The 15,380-nt window shown below is 75.1% G+C and carries 17 protein-coding genes and 1 pseudogene; 10 read left to right on the top strand and 8 right to left on the bottom strand.

The genetic code is table 11. From position 1 onward, the window contains the following. Window positions 1–6: 6 nt before the first annotated feature. Window positions 7–876 (bottom strand): dihydropteroate synthase, encoded by an 870-nt coding sequence (gene folP, locus ABZW14_RS02540; RefSeq protein ID WP_355338543.1) that lies wholly within the window; start codon window positions 874–876, stop codon window positions 7–9. 118 nt (window positions 877–994) lie between these two features. On the opposite strand from folP, the pseudogene ABZW14_RS02545 reads away from it, so the two are divergent. From ABZW14_RS02545 to ABZW14_RS02560, 4 genes and pseudogenes are all read left to right on the top strand, one after another. Beyond that, window positions 995–1,351: pseudogene (locus ABZW14_RS02545) on the top strand (DivIVA domain-containing protein); the annotation flags it as partial. Window positions 1,352–1,776: 425 nt separating this feature from the next. Beyond that, window positions 1,777–2,274, top strand: a complete 498-nt coding sequence (locus ABZW14_RS02550; RefSeq protein WP_355338546.1) for an SRPBCC family protein — start codon at window positions 1,777–1,779, stop codon at window positions 2,272–2,274. Window positions 2,275–2,320: 46 nt separating this feature from the next. Beyond that, window positions 2,321–2,905 (top strand): DNA-3-methyladenine glycosylase I, encoded by a 585-nt coding sequence (locus ABZW14_RS02555; RefSeq protein ID WP_355338549.1) that lies wholly within the window; start codon window positions 2,321–2,323, stop codon window positions 2,903–2,905. A 55-nt stretch (window positions 2,906–2,960) separates the two neighbouring features. Next, a complete protein-coding gene (locus tag ABZW14_RS02560; protein ID WP_355338551.1) occupies window positions 2,961–3,584 on the top strand; it encodes a hypothetical protein in 624 nt (207 codons plus the stop codon). 10 nt (window positions 3,585–3,594) lie between these two features. Here the strand turns inward: ABZW14_RS02560 and ABZW14_RS02565 are convergent, their stop codons facing one another. Together ABZW14_RS02565 and ABZW14_RS02570 are read right to left on the bottom strand one after the other, a co-directional pair. After that, on the bottom strand, window positions 3,595–4,386 hold the full coding sequence (locus tag ABZW14_RS02565; protein ID WP_355338554.1) for an enoyl-CoA hydratase-related protein: 792 nt from the start codon (window positions 4,384–4,386) through the stop codon (window positions 3,595–3,597). A 4-nt stretch (window positions 4,387–4,390) separates the two neighbouring features. Then, window positions 4,391–5,209, bottom strand: a complete 819-nt coding sequence (locus tag ABZW14_RS02570) for a PaaX family transcriptional regulator C-terminal domain-containing protein (RefSeq protein ID WP_355338557.1) — start codon at window positions 5,207–5,209, stop codon at window positions 4,391–4,393. 190 nt (window positions 5,210–5,399) lie between these two features. On the opposite strand from ABZW14_RS02570, the gene ABZW14_RS02575 reads away from it, so the two are divergent. Then, on the top strand, window positions 5,400–5,567 hold the full coding sequence (locus ABZW14_RS02575; protein WP_013283866.1) for a DUF3117 domain-containing protein: 168 nt from the start codon (window positions 5,400–5,402) through the stop codon (window positions 5,565–5,567). Between the two features lie 145 nt (window positions 5,568–5,712). Next, complete coding sequence (locus tag ABZW14_RS02580) at window positions 5,713–7,173, top strand: leucyl aminopeptidase family protein (protein WP_355338560.1); 1,461 nt, start codon at window positions 5,713–5,715, stop codon at window positions 7,171–7,173. Window positions 7,174–7,186: 13 nt separating this feature from the next. On the opposite strand, the gene ABZW14_RS02585 is transcribed toward ABZW14_RS02580, so the two are convergent. After that, entirely contained in the window at window positions 7,187–7,798 is a 612-nt protein-coding gene (locus ABZW14_RS02585) for an O-methyltransferase (RefSeq protein WP_355339384.1), read from the bottom strand. A gap of 247 nt (window positions 7,799–8,045) precedes the next feature. Here ABZW14_RS02585 and ABZW14_RS02590 point away from each other — a divergent pair, with 247 nt between their 5' ends. Both ABZW14_RS02590 and ABZW14_RS02595 read left to right on the top strand, forming a co-directional pair. Then, window positions 8,046–9,353 carry a trypsin-like peptidase domain-containing protein gene (locus ABZW14_RS02590; RefSeq protein WP_355339387.1) on the top strand — a complete coding sequence of 436 codons (1,308 nt, stop codon included), beginning with the start codon at window positions 8,046–8,048 and terminating at the stop codon, window positions 9,351–9,353. A gap of 72 nt (window positions 9,354–9,425) precedes the next feature. Next, the gene (locus ABZW14_RS02595) at window positions 9,426–9,848 is read left to right on the top strand and encodes a preprotein translocase subunit TatB (RefSeq protein WP_091260793.1); all 423 of its coding nucleotides are present in this window, start codon (window positions 9,426–9,428) and stop codon (window positions 9,846–9,848) included. Window positions 9,849–9,914: 66 nt separating this feature from the next. Here ABZW14_RS02595 and ABZW14_RS02600 read toward each other — a convergent pair whose 3' ends face one another. From ABZW14_RS02600 to ABZW14_RS02610, 3 genes are all read right to left on the bottom strand, one after another. Beyond that, the gene (locus tag ABZW14_RS02600; RefSeq protein WP_355338563.1) at window positions 9,915–11,063 is read right to left on the bottom strand and encodes a P-loop NTPase; all 1,149 of its coding nucleotides are present in this window, start codon (window positions 11,061–11,063) and stop codon (window positions 9,915–9,917) included. A 174-nt stretch (window positions 11,064–11,237) separates the two neighbouring features. After that, window positions 11,238–11,843: a DUF1003 domain-containing protein gene (locus ABZW14_RS02605; protein WP_355338566.1), complete on the bottom strand. Its 606-nt coding sequence runs from the start codon at window positions 11,841–11,843 to the stop codon at window positions 11,238–11,240. Next, the gene (locus ABZW14_RS02610) at window positions 11,836–13,122 is read right to left on the bottom strand and encodes a CBS domain-containing protein (RefSeq protein ID WP_355338569.1); all 1,287 of its coding nucleotides are present in this window, start codon (window positions 13,120–13,122) and stop codon (window positions 11,836–11,838) included. The genes ABZW14_RS02605 and ABZW14_RS02610 overlap by 8 nt, the downstream gene beginning before the upstream one ends. A 33-nt stretch (window positions 13,123–13,155) precedes the next feature. Here ABZW14_RS02610 and ABZW14_RS02615 point away from each other — a divergent pair, with 33 nt between their 5' ends. Further along, window positions 13,156–14,025 (top strand): PhzF family phenazine biosynthesis protein, encoded by an 870-nt coding sequence (locus tag ABZW14_RS02615; RefSeq protein ID WP_355338572.1) that lies wholly within the window; start codon window positions 13,156–13,158, stop codon window positions 14,023–14,025. A 57-nt stretch (window positions 14,026–14,082) separates the two neighbouring features. Next, entirely contained in the window at window positions 14,083–14,613 is a 531-nt protein-coding gene (locus ABZW14_RS02620) for a hypothetical protein (RefSeq protein ID WP_355339390.1), read from the top strand. A gap of 57 nt (window positions 14,614–14,670) precedes the next feature. Here the strand turns inward: ABZW14_RS02620 and ABZW14_RS02625 are convergent, their stop codons facing one another. Beyond that, a complete protein-coding gene (locus tag ABZW14_RS02625; RefSeq protein ID WP_355338575.1) occupies window positions 14,671–15,366 on the bottom strand; it encodes an HAD family hydrolase in 696 nt (231 codons plus the stop codon). Window positions 15,367–15,380 lie beyond the last annotated feature (14 nt).

Genomic DNA, 15,380 nt, shown 5'->3' on the forward strand with positions numbered 1-15,380 from the left:
CCCGGCTCAGGCCAGCCCGCGCCGGGTCGCCGCCGGTGGCCGGTCCCCCCGGATCGACGCCACCATGTCCAGCACCCGGCGCGTCTCGCGGACCTGGTGGGCGCGGAACACCCGGGCGCCCAGCCAGGCCGAGACGGCGGTGGCCGCCAGGGTCCCCTCCAGCCGGTCGGGCACCGGCAGGTCCAGCGTCTCGCCGATGAAGTCCTTGTTCGACAGGGCCACCAGCAGCGGCCAGCCGGTGCCGGCGAGCTCGCCGAGCCGCCGGGTGATCTCCAACGAGTGCCGGGTGTTCTTGCCGAAGTCGTGCGCCGGGTCGATCAGGATCCCGTCCCGCCGTACGCCGAGGCCGACCGCGCGCTCCGCGAGGCCGGTGACCGTGCCGACCACGTCGGCCACCACGTCGTCGAACGCGGTCCGGTGCGGCCGGGTCCGCGGGGTGAGGCCGCCCGCGTGCGAGCAGACGAGTCCGGCGCCGGTCGCCGCGGCGACCCGGGCGAGCGCGGGATCCGCCCCCGACCAGGTGTCGTTGAGCAGGTCGGCGCCGGCCGCCACCGCCTCCACCGCCACCTCGGCGCGCCAGGTGTCGATCGAGATGACCACGTCCGGGAAGGCGGCCCGGACCGCGGCGATGGTGTCCACCGTGCGGCGGATCTCCTCGGTCACGTCGACCTCGTCGCCCGGCCCCGCCTTCACCCCGCCGATGTCGATGACCTCCGCGCCCTCGGTCACCGCCCGCTCGACGGCGCGCAGCGCGCTGTCCTGAGCGAAGGTGGCACCCCTGTCGAAGAACGAGTCCGGCGTTCGGTTGACGATGGCCATCACGACCAGCTCACCGGGGGAGAAGGTCCGCCCGCCGAGCCGCAGCGCCCCGGTCATGCCCGCCTCCTCGTCGCCGATCCGCGCACCGGTCGCCCCGACGCTATCCCGTCCGGCGATTCGGATCGGAGGCGGCGGAGGGCTCGCCCGATCCCCGCCCGCATGCCACGATCTCCCCATGGGTGAGGTTCTGCTCCTCTTGGTCGTCGCGCTGACCGTGGCGGCGGTGGTGTTCGGGGTGACGGTGCTGGTCTCCGGACGGGATCCGGGCCTGGCGCCGGCCGAGCCGGACGGGCGGGCCGTGCCCCTGCCGGGCAGCCGCCCGCTGGACGAGTCGGACGTCGCCGACGTGCGCTTCGACACCGCGGTGCGCGGCTACCGGATGGCCCAGGTCGACGCGGCGATGCGCCGGGCCGCCTACGACATCGGCTACAAGACCGAGCTGATCGGCGTGCTGGAGGCCGAGAACGCCGCGCTCCGCGAGGGCCGGATCGAGGAGGCCGACGCGCTGCGCCGGGCCCGCGCGGAGGCCGCCGCGACGGGTTCGGAGGCCGAGGCCCCCGCCCGGGCGGGCAGCGCCGAGCCGCACACCGCCGTCGCCGAGCCGCACATCGCCGCCGACCCGCTCACCGCCGAGGCCGGCGTGGCCGAGGCACCGGCCGCCGCCGCGGTCGAGGACGTGGCCACGCTGCCGTCCGCCGCTGCTCCGGCCGCGGCCACCGGTGGGCCCGCTCCCATCGCACCGGTGGCGACCCCGGTCGACGAGACCCCGCCCGAGGTCGGCCTCCGGCCGCCCACCGACCCGACCGCCACCCCCACCGACCGAGACCCCACCGACGAGCCCGCCCGGGACGCCGGCCCGACCGTGGCGGCCCGCGACGCCGGCCCGACCGGCGAGACCGCCGGGACGGGCGACGACGCCGAACGGGAGCGCGGGCCGGTGGTCCGCTCGGAGTCCGCGTGACCGGCGCCGCCGACGGCGCCGGCTTCGCCGAGGCGGCGCAGCCCGGGGCCGCCGAGGTCACCGCGACGGTGATCGTCGACGCGCCGGCCGAGCGCGTCTTCGCCGCGCTGACCGCCTGGGAGCGGCAGTCCGACTGGATTCCCCTCACCACCGTCCGGGTGATCGAGGGGGACGGCGGCGAGGGGAGCCTGGTCGAGGCGGTCACCGCGCTCGGCCCGGCCGTGCTCCGCGACGAGATGCGGGTGGTCCGGGTGGACGCGCCGTACGAGGTCGGCGTGGTGCACTGCGGCACGCTGCTGCGCGGCCCCGGCGTGCTGCGCTGCACCCCGCTGGAGCGGGACCGGACCCAGGTGGTCTGGCACGAGTGGTTCCACCTGCCCGGCGGGACGGCCGGCCGGGTGGCCTGGCCGGTGCTCTGGCCCGGCTCGAAGTTCGGCCTGACCCAGGCGTTGAAGAAGTTCGCCCGGCTGGTGGAGCAGGGCCGGCTGCCCTGACTACCGGTCGCCGCCGTTGTCAGTGGGCTGACCTACCGTGTACGGCGTGACTGACCTGGTGACCAGCGCCGACGGGCTGCCCCGCTGCGCCTGGGGCGCGAGCACCCCGGACTACGCCGTCTACCACGACGAGGAGTGGGGCCGGCCGCTGCGCGGCGACGACGCGCTCTACGAGCGGCTGACCCTGGAGGCGTTCCAGTCCGGCCTGTCCTGGCTGACCATCCTGCGCAAGCGGCCCGCGTTCCGGCTCGCCTTCGACGAGTTCCGGATCGAGAAGGTCGCGGGCTACGGCGAGGCCGACGTGGCCCGGCTGCTGGCCGACGCGGGGATCGTCCGCAACCGGGCCAAGGTCGAGGCGGCCATCGCCAACGCGCGCGCCGCCCTGGCGCTGCCCGACGGCCTCTCCGCGCTGCTCTGGTCCTACGCGCCGCCGCCCCGGGCGGCCCGGCCGCGCTCGTTCGCCGAGGTGCCGGCGCTCACCTCCGAGTCCACGGCGCTGGCCAAGGCGCTCAAGAAGCGCGGCTTCCGTTTCGTCGGCCCGACCACGGCCTACGCGCTCATGCAGGCCACCGGCATGGTCGACGACCACCTCGCCGGCTGTCACGTGGTCCGGGACCGTCCGGGGGCGTGACCCGGGCGGCGGATGCGCCGGGACCGGTGCCGCTCCGGCGTGATGGGATTGGGACATGACCGACACCGAGCCGCGGGCGAGCGGGACGATCGAGGGCGGCACCGGGCCGGGCGCCTGGGCGGTGCTGCTGCCCGCCGAGCGCTACGAGGCCGAGCGGCTGGTGCACCACGACACGCTGGAACTGACCGGGCTCGACGAGGCCGCGGGGCCCCGGCCCGGCGACCAGATCGCGGTGCTGGTCGACGAGCCGCTGCGGCTGGTGGCGCTCGGCCGGGTCGCGCTCGCCACCGGCGAGACCCGGGAGGACCCGGACGACCCGCAGTCCGAGGCCGGTCCCGGGGTGCTCGTGGTGACGTACACCCGGCGGGTGCTCGACGAGCCGGTGCCGGTCGGCGGCCTGGCCCTCGACGGGCCGGTCACCGGGCTCGACCCGGCCCGCTTCCGGGAGCTGGCCGACCGGCTCGGCCCGCCGCCGGCCCGCCGCTCCTGGCTGGTCAGCCTCGACCTGCCGATCGAGGCGGCCTCGCCCGCCGAGGCGGTCCGGCTCTTCTGGGCCTACGTGCAGGAGCTGGGCCCGCGCGAGCTGCCCGCCTTCGTGTCGCCGGCCGGTGACGAGCTGGCCATGCAGGCGTTCGTGCTCGGCGTTGAGGCCAACCAGGATCCCGAGGAGGACGACTGACCCGCGCGGGTCAGCGACCCTCGAAGACCGGCTTCTGCTTGTTCACGAACGCCATGGTCGCGGCCCGGTGGTCGGCGGTGGCGCCGCAGATCGACTGAGCCTGTGCCTCGGCGGCCAGCGCGTCGGCCAGAGTGCCGGCGTCGGCGATGGAGAGCTGCCGCTTGATCGCCCCGTACGCGACGGTCGGGCCGGCGGCGAGCCGGGCGGCCAGTTCCTGGGCGGCCGGGAGCACCTGCTCGTCGTCGTCGACGAGCCGGGTGAGCAGACCCAGCCGGCAGGCCTCCTCGGCGCCGACCGGCTCGGCGAGCATCAGCAGCTCGACGGCCTTGGCGTGGCCGACCAGCCGGGGCAGCGTCCAGGAGGCGCCGGTGTCGGCGGCCAGCCCGATGCCGGCGAACGCCATCAGGAACCGGGTCTTCGGGCCGCCGATGCGGAAGTCGGCGAGGAACGCCAGCGAGGCGCCGGCCCCGGCGGCCATGCCCCGGACCGCGGCGATCACCGGCTTGGGCAGGTTGGCCAGCCGGGCGGCGATCGGGTTGTAGTGGGCCCGCACGGTGCCCAGCGGGTCGGCGTCGGCGGACTCCAGGGTCTGCACGTGCTCCCGCAGGTCCTGCCCGGCGCTGAACGCCGTGCCCGCGCCGGCCAGCACGATCGCCCGGCAGGACCGGTCGGCCTCCAGCTCCGCGAGGGTGTCCCGGAGCGCCTCCTTGAGCGCCACGTCGAGCGAGTTCATCGCCGTCGGGCGGTTCAGCGTCAGGGTGACGACGGCGTCGGTGCGGTCGACGAGCAGCGGCTCGGTCACGTTTCTAACGACCCTTCTGTCGGGCGAGGCGGTTGCTGGCGTCGAGGCACTGCTCGACGTACCGGTCGGCGGCCGGCCGGAGCCGGGCCGCGTGCCGGTCGAAGAAACTGGCGGCGCTGCTGCCCGGCCAGCGCTCGGGAAGCAGCGCCGGGGGCAGCTGCGGGTCCCGGAACAGGAACGTACGCCACGCGTGCACCAGGCTGAACCGGGCCGCGTACGCCTCCTCGTCGCTGCTGCGCACGGTGATCCCGCTGAGCAGTGGCTTCTGCTCGGCGACGAACCGCTCGTACGCGCGGCCGATCTCGGCCAGGTCCCAGGCGCGGCGGACCACCCCCATGGCGCCGGGGGTGCCGGCGGCGTGCGCGGCGGTGAACCGCTCGTAACGCACCCCGGCCTCGGCGAGCAGGACGTCGACGTCCTCGCCCGGCCGGGTCGCCACCCAGGTGCAGTCGTCGAGCGTGCCGTAGCCCAGGAAGGTCAGGTTGGCGGCGAGCCGCTGCCGGTCCCGGCGGGACGCGGGGGCGTCCAGCACCAGGAGGTCGAACCGGCCGTCCCAGGCGTGCCGCCCGGTGCGGTAGATCCGGGCGCCCGCCTCGTCGAGCCGGCGGGCCGCCTTCGGTGTGATCGAATATCCGGGCCCCGAGGCGAGCCGGAGCGGTTCGAGCCAGCCCTGACGGACCATCCGGGAGACCGCCGTGCGGACCGCCGGCGGGGCGATCCCGAGCGGTGCCAGCAGCTTGACCAGGGCGGCGACCGGTGCACGGCCACCCCTCGCCCGGAGGTGGTCGCCGTACAGGTCGAAGAGTGCCGACCGTGCCTGCATGACCGCACATTGTGACAGGCCTATCCAAGATAAGCTAGATGCTGTTACATCAATGCTGCTTCGGTTTGGGTCCTGCGGTGTTCATCAGGGAAAATCGTTGGTCGACACCCCCGCGACGGTTGCGGGTGGTCTTGACGAAGTGGCTGTGGGGCAACCCACCGACCCTGGCGTAGGTCTGAGGGGAGACAACATGGCGGCGATGAAGCCGCGGACGGGCGACGGTCCGCTGGAGGTCACCAAGGAGGGTCGGGGCATCGTCATGCGGGTCCCGCTGGAGGGTGGTGGCCGGCTCGTCGTCGAGATGACTCCCGACGAGGCCACCGCGCTGGGTGACGCGCTGAAGGCGGCTGCCGGCTGATGCGGGGAGCGGTCCGCGCGACGTTCCGTCGTGCGGGCGGTTCGCCCTACCCTGAGCCACCGGCCTGGCCGGTGGCTCAGGGCCTTCCGCAGGCGGTGACCGGCAAAGTGTCCCGCTTAGAGCAGTTTCGGAGGTACGGTCCAGCGTGCTGGCCATTCGTCTGGTGAGCGGGCCCGCGCGGCCCGACACCCTCGTCCTGCCCGTTCGTCCCGGAGGGCCGGACGCCCCGGCCACGCTGGTCCCCACCGCCACCCCGCCCGGTGACGACGTCCGGGCCGAGGCGGCCGCGCTGCTGCCCGTCGCCCGGCTCACCGGCGCCGCCGGTGAGGTGCGGGAGCACCTGCGGCCCGGTGGCGCCCCCGCTCGGCTCTGGCTGCTGGGCGTCGGCGACGGCGACGAGCACGGCTGGCGGATCGCCGGCGCGGCGCTGGCCCGAGCCGCCAGGGATGAGACGCACATCACGATCGCGCTGCCGGACGAGGCCACGGACGCCCTGCGCGGCCTGGCCGAGGGGCTGCTGCTCGGCTCCTACCGCTACCGGCTGACCGAGGCCGGCGGCACGCCCGCGCTGGCCGAGGTGGACGTCGTGGTCGGCGACCCGGAGGCGCTCGCGCCGACCCTGGCCACCGCCCGGACCACCGCCGAGATGACCCGGCTGGCCCGGGACCTGACCAACACCCCCTCGTCCACCAAGAACCCGGAGTGGTTCGCCGCCCAGGTGGCCTCCGCCGCGTCCGGCCGCGCCGGCCTGCACCTGCGGGTGCGCGAGCCGGAGGAGCTGGTCGCCGAGGGCTTCGGCGGCATCCTGGCGGTCGGTGGCGGCTCGGCCAGCGGCCCCCGCCTGGTCGAGCTGGACTGGCGGCCGGCCGGCGCGCGGACCCACGTGGTGCTGGTGGGCAAGGGGATCACCTTCGACACCGGCGGCATCTCGATCAAGCCGGTGCCGGCCATGAAGCTGATGCGCAAGGACATGGCCGGGGCCGCCGCGGTGGTCGCCGCCACCCTGGGCGCCGCCGCGCTGGAGCTGCCGGTACGGGTCACCACGCTGGCCCCGCTCGCCGAGAACATGGTCAGTGGCTCGGCGTTCCGCCCCGGCGACATCGTCCGCCACTACGGCGGCCTGACCAGCGAGAGCACCAACTCCGACGCCGAGGGCCGGCTGGTGCTCGCCGACGCCATGGCGTACGCCGTCCGGGAGCTGAAGCCCGACCTGCTGGTCGACCTGGCGACCCTGACCGGGGCGAACGCGGTGGCGCTGGGCAAGCGGCACGCCGCCCTCTACAGCGAGAACGACGACCTCGCCGCCGACCTGCTGGGCGCGATCACGGCGGCCGGCGAGCGGGCCTGGCGGATGCCGCTGGCCGACGACTACGTCGAGTACCTCGGCAGCGAGATCGCCGACCTGCACAGCTCGCCGAACCGGGGCGCCGGCTCGGTGGTGGCCGCGCTGTTCCTCCGCGAGTTCACCGGCGAGCTGCGCGACCGCTGGGTGCACGTGGACATGTCCGCACCCTCCTGGTCGGACGACGTGCACGGCGAGCTGGTCAAGGGCGCCACCGGCTGGGGCGTCCGCGGGCTGCTGCGCTGGCTGGCCACGCTGGGCTGACCGGCCGGGGCGGTCAGCCCTTCACGGCCGCGAGCAGGCCGTGCCCGACGGGCAGCAGCGCCGGCACCCAGTGCTCCGACTCGCGGATCGCCTTGATGGTCTCCCGCACGGTCACGGTCTCCATGTCACGGGCGGCCGGGTCGCCGATCCGGCCGCCGGCCAGGGCCCCGTTGAGCGCGAGCACGCCGCCGGGGCGCAGCAGCCGCAGCGCCGCGTCCACACAGGCGGCGTAGCCGGCCGCCTCGGCGTCGACGAAGACCAGGTCGTAGGCGCCGTCCGCGAGCCGCGGCAGCACGTCGAGGGCCCGCCCGGTGATGATCCGGGTACGCCCCGACGCGAAACCCGCCTCCTGGAACAGCCGCCGGGCGATGCGCTGGTGCTCGACCTCCACGTCGATGGTGGTGAGCACCCCGTCGGGGCGCATGCCGCGGAGCAGCCAGACGCCGCTCACCCCGGTGCCGGTGCCGATCTCGACCACCGCCCGGGCGTTACCGGCGGCGGCGAGCAGGCGCAGCGCGGCGCCGGCCCCCGGCGTCACCGCGTCCACGCCCACCTCCTGGGCCAGGGCGCGGGCCGTCCGCAGCACGAGATCCTCGGTGACGTACGACTCGGCGAACTGGAGCACCTGGGCGGTCGAGTTGCCGGAGCCGGCGACCGTGGCGATGGGACACCTCCGGGCGGACTGGTACGAGGGGTCGGTTGGCACTGAGAGCCTAGAGGCGAGCCTCCACGGGCGCAGCCGCGAGTCGGCCCTCAGACGATCACGCGGGGCAACCCCTGACTCCACTCGGGGCATCCGTGCAATCCTGGACGGAGTCCCGTGCGGCACGGCCGGCTCCGCCGACCCCCCGGCGCGGGGCATGGGGGACGGACTGGGAGGCACCGACGTGACCGACGGCTGGGACTGGCGCCGGCCCGGCGGGAGCCCGGCACCGGCGGGAGGGCCGGCGCAGGGGCAGCCGCCGCAGGGCGCCGGGGGCGGCACCTCGCCCTGGTGGTCCGACGCGCTCGCCGACCCCTGGCGCGACCCGTACGCGCCCGCCGCCGTTGTGGTGCCGGCCGCCCCGGTCGCCGGCAGCGGCGAGCCGGAACCGGTGACCGATCCGGACGCGCCGAGGCGGCCGGGCCTGCGCCAGGTGGTGCTGGTCTCGCTGATCACCGCACTGCTCGCCGGCTCGCTCGGCAGCGCCCTGACCTACGCGTTCCTGCGGGGCGGCGGGGGCGTGCCGACGCTGGGGGCACAGTCGGGGCAGGCCCCGGCGCTGGCCCAGCGCAAGCCCGAGTCACTGGCCGGTGTGGCCGAGAGGGTGCTGCCCAGCGTGGTCACCGTCCGGGTGGCCAGCCTCGGCGGCACCAGCGAGGGCTCCGGCTTCGTGGTGAGCGCCGACGGGCACATCGTCACCAACGACCACGTGGTGGCGGGCGGTCCCGGCAAGGCCACGGTGGTCTTCAGCGACGGCAGCACCGCCCCCGGCACCGTGGTCGGGCAGGACCCGGAGTCCGACATCGCGGTGATCAAGGTGACCCGCACCGGGCTGAAGCCGGTGGAGTTCGGCGACTCCGACGCGCTCGCCGTCGGCGATCCGGTGCTGGCCATCGGCTCGCCGCTCTCCCTGGCCAACACCGTGACCGCCGGCATCGTCAGCGCCCTGGACCGCACCATGATGGCCGGCGAGCCGGGCGGGCCGAACCGCTACTACGCGGCGATCCAGACCGATGCCGCGGTCAACCACGGCAACTCGGGCGGCCCGCTGGTCGACGGGGCCGGCCGGGTGGTGGGGGTGAACTCGACGATCAAGTCGCTGGTCGCCGACGGGCAGGAGGCCGGCAACATCGGGCTCGCCTTCGCCATCCCGATCAACCAGGCCAAGCGGGTCGCCGAGGACATCATCGGCACCGGGAAGGCCCGGCGTACGGTGATCGGCGCCCAGGTCGGCGGCACCGGCGTGAGCGGCGGCGGCGTACGCCTCAACGGCGTCGAGCCGGCCGGGCCGGCCGCGGCGGCCGGGCTGCGTACCGGGGACGTGGTGCTCCGGCTCGACCGGCACCCGATGAACGATCCGACCGACCTCGTGGCGCTGGTCCGCAAGTACGCCCCGGGTTCGGTGGTGACGGTGGAGTACCGGCGCGGGTCGGATCGGCAGAACGCGTCGGTGACGCTCGCCGCAGACGCCAAGTGACCATGCCTCACCCCCTCCCGGCCGGCCACCTGACGTGCGTAGTCTTGCCCTGACACGCCACGAGGAGGCCGAGTGTTCGAGAACCTGAACTGGTGGGAGATCGGCGCCCTGCTGCTCCTGGCACTGTTGATCTTCGGGGACCGGCTGCCCACGGTGATCAACGACGGCCTCCGGATGGTCCGCAACCTGCGCAACATGGCGCGGAACGCCACCGGTGACCTGAGCCGCGAGCTGGGCACGGACATCCAGCTGGAGGACCTGCACCCGAAGGCGTTCATCCGGAAGCACCTGCTCAGCGAGGAGGACGAGCAGGCCCTCCGGAAGCCGCTGCAGAGCATGTACGACAACCTGCGTTCGGACGTCACCGGCGTCCACGAGGACCTGAAGGACGTGGCCAAGGCGGCCGACCTCCGGACCAACGGCACCCGCCCGGCCACCGCGACCGGCGGTGCCCCGGCACCGGCGCCGCGCCCCTCGTACGACGACGCCACCTGAGCCCCACAACCGGAGCGACCCTCCCCGGCGTGGGCCGGAGAGGGTCGGCGGGAAAGCTGTCCGGGGTCAGCGACCGGCCGGCTTGAGACCCAGGGGCTTGCCGAGCAGGGACTCGCGGCGCACCGCGAGGCGGTCGGCGACCTGCACCAGCGCCCGGGCGGCCGGGGCGTCCGGCTGGGCCAGCACGATCGGCGTGCCGGCGTCGCCGCCCTCGCGCACCCGGGTGTCCATCGGGATCTGCCCCAGCACCGGCACCTGCGCGCCGATGGTCCGGGTCAGCGACTCGGCGACGGCCGCGCCGCCGCCGGCCCCGAAGACCTCCATCCGGGAGCCGTCCGGCAGCTCCAGCCAGGACATGTTCTCGATTACGCCGACCACCCGCTGGTGGGTCTGGAGCGCGATGGCGCCGGCCCGCTCGGCCACCTCGGCGGCGGCCGCCTGCGGGGTGGTGACGACCAGGATCTCGGCGTTCGGCAGGAGCTGGGCCACCGAGATCGCGATGTCTCCGGTGCCCGGGGGCAGGTCGAGCAGGAGGACGTCCAGGTCACCCCAGTAGACGTCGGCGAGGAACTGCTGCAGGGCCCGGTGCAGCATCGGGCCGCGCCAGACGACGGCCGCGTTGCCCGGGGTGAACATGCCGATCGAGATGACCTTCACGCCGTGCGACTGCGGCGGCATGATCATGTCCTCGACCCGGGTGGGCGCGCCGTCGGCGCCGAGCATCCGGGGCACCGAGTGGCCGTAGATGTCGGCGTCCACCACGCCGACCGAGAGGCCGCGGGCGGCCAGCGCGGCGGCCAGGTTGACGGTGACGCTGGACTTGCCGACGCCGCCCTTGCCGCTGGCGACCGCGTAGACCCGGGTGCGGGAGCCGGGCTGGGCGAACGGGATGACGGGCTCGGCGGTGGCGCCGCCGCCGCGCAGCTTCGACTGGAGCTCCTGGCGCTGCTCCGGGCTCATCACGCCGAACTCGATCTCGACGCCGGTCACGCCGGGCACCGCCCCGACGGCGGCGGTGATGTCGGTACGCAGCTTGTCCTTCAGCGGACAGCCGGCCACGGTGAGCAGCAGCTCGACCCGGACCACGCCGTCGTCGCCGACCGCGGCGGAACGGACCATGCCCAGCTCGGTGATCGGCCGACGGATCTCCGGGTCGTTGACGGTGGCCAGGGCGGCCTGGATCGCGTCGGAGATGGTGCTGACGGGTGCTGACATGTCCGCAATGCTACGTCGGTGGTCATCGGCGTCCGCCGCTGGCGGGGGCCGGTGTGAGCGAATCGATGGCCGCCCGAGGGGTGGACGGGCCGCGCCGGGAAGTGGGACGATCGGGCTGAACGCCGCTCGCCTGGCCCCTTGAGGCGCGCGGCGTTCAATACGTTCCGGCCGGGTTCAGTCGAAGCGCCCGTCGTGGGCGAAGTCCCCGTCGAGGTCGTCGCGGGGCTCGTCGAGCGGCTCCCCGCCGGCCTGCCGCCGGGCCTCCCGCTCCTGCTGCCGGCGCTCCAGCTTCCGCCGCCGCTCGGCCGCCTCGTCCAGCTCCTCGGCCAGCCGGGCCAGCTCGGAGCGGAGGAAGTCCCGGGTCGCCACCTCGCCCAGCGCGATCCGCAGCGCGGCGATCTCCCGGGCCAGGTACTCCGTGTCGGCCTTCTGCATGGTGGCCCGCCGCCGGTCCTCCTCCAGCGCGATCCGGTCCCGGTCGGCCTGCCGGTTCTGCGCGAGCAGGATCAGCGGGGCCGCGTAGGAGGCCTGGAGCGAGAGCACCAGGGTCAGGAACGTGAAGGTGTACGGGTCGAAGCGCAGGTTCTCCGGCGCCAGGGTGTTCCAGGCGAACCAGGCGGCGATCACCAGTGTCATGTAGACGATGAAGTTCGCCGTGCCCATGCCCCGGGCGATCCCCTCCGACCAGCGGCCGAAGGTCTCCGCGTCGATCCGGGGCAGCCGGAGGCCCCGGGGCGCGCGCGGCTGGTCCAGCCGCTCGGTGCGTCGCTGGTCAGCCATTGCCGCCGTCCAGGGGCTCCTCGTCGGTGGCGGGCGTGGTCGTCATGGCGTCCCGGTCCCGCCAGTCCCGCGGCAGCGAGTGGTCCAGCACGTCGTCCACGGTCACCGCGCCGACCAGCCGCATGCTCCGGTCCACCACGGGCATGGCGACCAGGTCGTACGTGGCCATCCGGCGGGTGATCTCGGGCAGCGGGGTGGTCGGCCGCAGCGGGTCGATGTCGTTGACGACGACCCCGCCCAGCAGGTCGGCCGGGGGCTCGCGGAGCAGCCGCTGGAAGTGGACCATGCCCAGGTACCGCCCGGTCGGCGTGGTGAGCGGGGCGCGGGTGACGAAGACCTGCGCGGCCACGGCGGGGGAGAGCTGCGGCTCGCGAATGCGCGCCAGCGCCTCGGCCACGGTGGCGTCCGGCGGCAGGATCACCGGCTCGGAGGTCATCACGCTGCCGGCCGTGCCGGAGGCGTAGCGCAGCAGCTGGCGTACCGGGGTGGCCTCGTCCGGCTCCATGAGGTCGAGCAGCACGTCCTGCTCGGGCGGAGGCAGCTCGTTGAGCAGGTCGGCCGCGTCGTCCGGGTCCATCTCCTCCAGCACGTCGGCGGCGCGCTCCCGGTCCAGCGCGGCCAGGATCTCCACCTGGTCGTGCTCGGGCAGCTCGCCCAGCACGTCGGCGAGCCGCTCGTCGTCCAGCGCGGCGGCCACCTCGTTGCGCCGGGCGTCGGGCAGGTCCTGGAGGGCGTTGGCCAGGTCGGCCGGGCGCATGTCCTCCAGCACGGCGAGCAGGTTGGCCGTACCCCGGTTGTCGGCGAGGCCACCGAGGCCGCGCACCCGGTCCCACTCCACCTGGTGCAGGTGGCCGCGGCGGGTGAGCCGGCTGGTCTGCTCGCGGACGGCGACCCGGGTCAGCGCCCACTCGCCGCCGCGGCTGCTCTCCATCGCCACGTCGACCACCGAGCCGGCCTGCCCGGTGTCCAGCTGGACCCGGCGGTCCAGCAGCTCCTGGAGCACCAGCAGCTCGTTGGGGCGCTTCTCGAACCGGCGCAGGTTGAGCGTGCCGCTGCCGAGCACCACGGCGTCCGGATCGATGGAGGTGATCCGGTTGATGGAGAGGAAGATGCGCCGCCGCATCGGCATCTCGGCGACCAGCCCCACCACCTCGGGCGGTCGTTGGGTCGGCCGCACCCGGGCGACGGCGTCCCGGATCCGGCCCACCTGGTCGCCGTTCGGGTCGAAGACGGCGACTCCGGCGAGTCGAGCGATGTAGACCCGGTTCGGCGTGCTCACGGGCACCAGCCTAAGGGCCTAGTGTTTATCAACATGTCGACCTTGGCGTACGAGATCGTGGACGTCTTCACCGACCGCCCGTTCGCCGGCAACCCGCTGGCCGTGGTGTTCGGCGCGGAGGGGCTCGCCACCGAGCAGATGCAGGCGCTCGCGCTGGAGTTCAACCTGTCCGAGACGGTGTTCGTGCTGCCGCCCACGCAGGTCGGCGCGACGTACCGGGCGCGGATCTTCACCCCGGCCGAGGAGCTGCCCTTCGCCGGCCACCCGAGTGTGGGCGCCGCGGTGACCGCGAGCCGGCGCGGCCTGTTCGATGTGGGCAGGGTCACCCAGGAGTGCGGCGCCGGCGTGTTGCCCATCGAGGTCACCCCGACCGGCGCGACCCTCACCGGGGGCACCCCGACCCTGGGACCCGAGCTGGACCCGGAGCCGCTGCTGGAGATGGCCGGTCTGACCGCCGCGGACCACGCCGGCCCGGCACCCCGGGTCGCCGGCTGCGGCCTGGAGTTCCCCTACCTTCCGGTCCGTCCGGACGCGGTGGCCCGCGCCAAGGTGAACGCGGCGGCAGCGGAGCGGTACGGGGTGGAGCACGTCAGCGTCTTCTCCTGGGACGCCGACTCCCAAACCGCGCACGCCCGCGTGTTCGTGCCGGGCCTCGGCGTGCCCGAGGACCCGGCGACCGGCTCGGCCGCCCTGGGCCTGGGCGTCTGGCTGGTGGCCAGCGGGCTGCTGCCCGGCGACGGCCGCTCCGAGTACGCGGTCCGCCAGGGCATCGAGATCAACCGGCCGTCCGCGCTGGCCTGCACGGTGACGGCGGCCGGCGGGGTGGCGGTGGGCGCGACGGTCGCCGGGCACGTCATGCCGGTGGCCCGGGGCGAGATCGCCGTTCCGCCCTTCGTCGGCTGAGGCGGCCGGTCGCGGCGCGGTAGCGTGCCGCTGAGGACGTGGTCCACCCGGGCCGGGATGCGGGAGGATGCCGGAGTGAGCGACGAGATCGAGCGGACCGCCACACCGCTGGTGGACGAGGCCGTGAAGAAGGCGGCCGTCTGCTGGGTCAGCGTCGACGGCGGTCCGGCGTACGGCCTCTGGTGCCTGCCGCTCGACGGCGCGCTGCTGGTGGTGACCGGCCCGGGCGAGCAGTCCGCCCCGGGGCTGGCCGACGCGGGCGCGGCCGAGGTGACGCTGCGCGGCGACCACGGCGGCCGGATCGTGACCTGGCCGGCCCGGGTCACCCGCCTGCGGCCGGGCGGCGAGGAGTGGGAGACCGCCGCGCCGCTGGTCGCCGCGAAGCGGCTGAACGCCCCGGGGCCCGCCGCCGACCTGGTGGCCCGCTGGGCGGCCGAGGGCTGTGCGCTGACCCGGCTGAGCCCGGCGGGCGCCGCCGTGTCCGGCGCCGACCTGCCGGCCGGGTCGCTGGCCGAGCAGCCCCGGGAGGCACCGGTGGTCCGGGCCACCCGCAAGCCGTTCCGGCTGCACAAGGTCCGCCGCCGCTGAGCCGCCGCCGCTGACCCGCCGCCACTGACCCCCCCCGCCGGCCGGGCCCGGCGGCCGTCAGCCGACGGCGACCCGGTCGAGCAGGCCGAGCACCTCGGTGAGCGAGGTCAGCACCGGGCCGTTCCAGCCGTCGTCGGCGTTGAAGACCATGTGACCGGCCAGGTCCGGCGCGGCCAGCCGGACGGCGGTCATGCCGGTCCGCTCGGCGCCGGTGAGTTCCTGGCTGCCGCCGTCGCCGACGTAGAGGCAGTCGGCCGGGGTGAGGTCGAGCCGGTGACAGGCGGCCAGGTAGAGCGCCGGATCGGGCTTGCAGCGCCCGACCTGCACCGAGAAGATCCGCACGTCGAGCAGCGGCGCGACCGCCAGCTGGGGCAGGAACGCCGGCAGCTCGTGGGTGCAGTCGCTGATCAGGCCGGTGCGGACGCCCTGCCCGCGCAGCGCGGCCAGCACCGGCACCGCCTCGGCGCGCAGCCGGGTGTCGGCGCGCACCGCCCGGTGCCGGGAGGCGACGGCGGCGCGTACCGCCTCGTCGGAGGGGTGCACGCCGGCCTGCCCGCAGACCCAGCGCAGGGTCGCCTCGGCGTTGCCGAACCGCCCGCTGGCGCGCTGGTAGTAGCTGCGGTCGAGCACGTCGATCAGGGTGTCGGCCGGGCAGCCGAGCAACTCGGCGATGGTGCGGTGCGCGGACCCGCGCTGGACGCACCGGGTCAGCGTGCCGAAGAAGTCGAACAGCACCGCGTGGTATCTGGACACGGGGAACGCCTCCG

The sequence above is a fragment of the Micromonospora sp. NPDC004551 genome (genome assembly GCF_040609975.1).
Lineage (GTDB): Bacteria > Actinomycetota > Actinomycetes > Mycobacteriales > Micromonosporaceae > Micromonospora.

Bases quoted from the DNA above. Each gene is read 5' to 3' on its own strand.
- folP (WP_355338543.1), bottom strand. From the start codon at position 876: ATGACCGGGGCGCTGCGGCTCGGCGGGCGGACCTTCTCCCCCGGTGAG.
- ABZW14_RS02560 (WP_355338551.1), top strand. From the start codon at position 2,961: ATGACCGACACCGAGCCGCGGGCGAGCGGGACGATCGAGGGCGGCACC.
- ABZW14_RS02570 (WP_355338557.1), bottom strand. From the start codon at position 5,209: ATGCAGGCACGGTCGGCACTCTTCGACCTGTACGGCGACCACCTCCGG.
- ABZW14_RS02575 (WP_013283866.1), top strand. From the start codon at position 5,400: ATGGCGGCGATGAAGCCGCGGACGGGCGACGGTCCGCTGGAGGTCACC.
- ABZW14_RS02600 (WP_355338563.1), bottom strand. From the start codon at position 11,063: ATGTCAGCACCCGTCAGCACCATCTCCGACGCGATCCAGGCCGCCCTG.
- ABZW14_RS02605 (WP_355338566.1), bottom strand. From the start codon at position 11,843: ATGGCTGACCAGCGACGCACCGAGCGGCTGGACCAGCCGCGCGCGCCC.
- ABZW14_RS02615 (WP_355338572.1), top strand. From the start codon at position 13,156: ATGTCGACCTTGGCGTACGAGATCGTGGACGTCTTCACCGACCGCCCG.
- ABZW14_RS02620 (WP_355339390.1), top strand. From the start codon at position 14,083: ATGCGGGAGGATGCCGGAGTGAGCGACGAGATCGAGCGGACCGCCACA.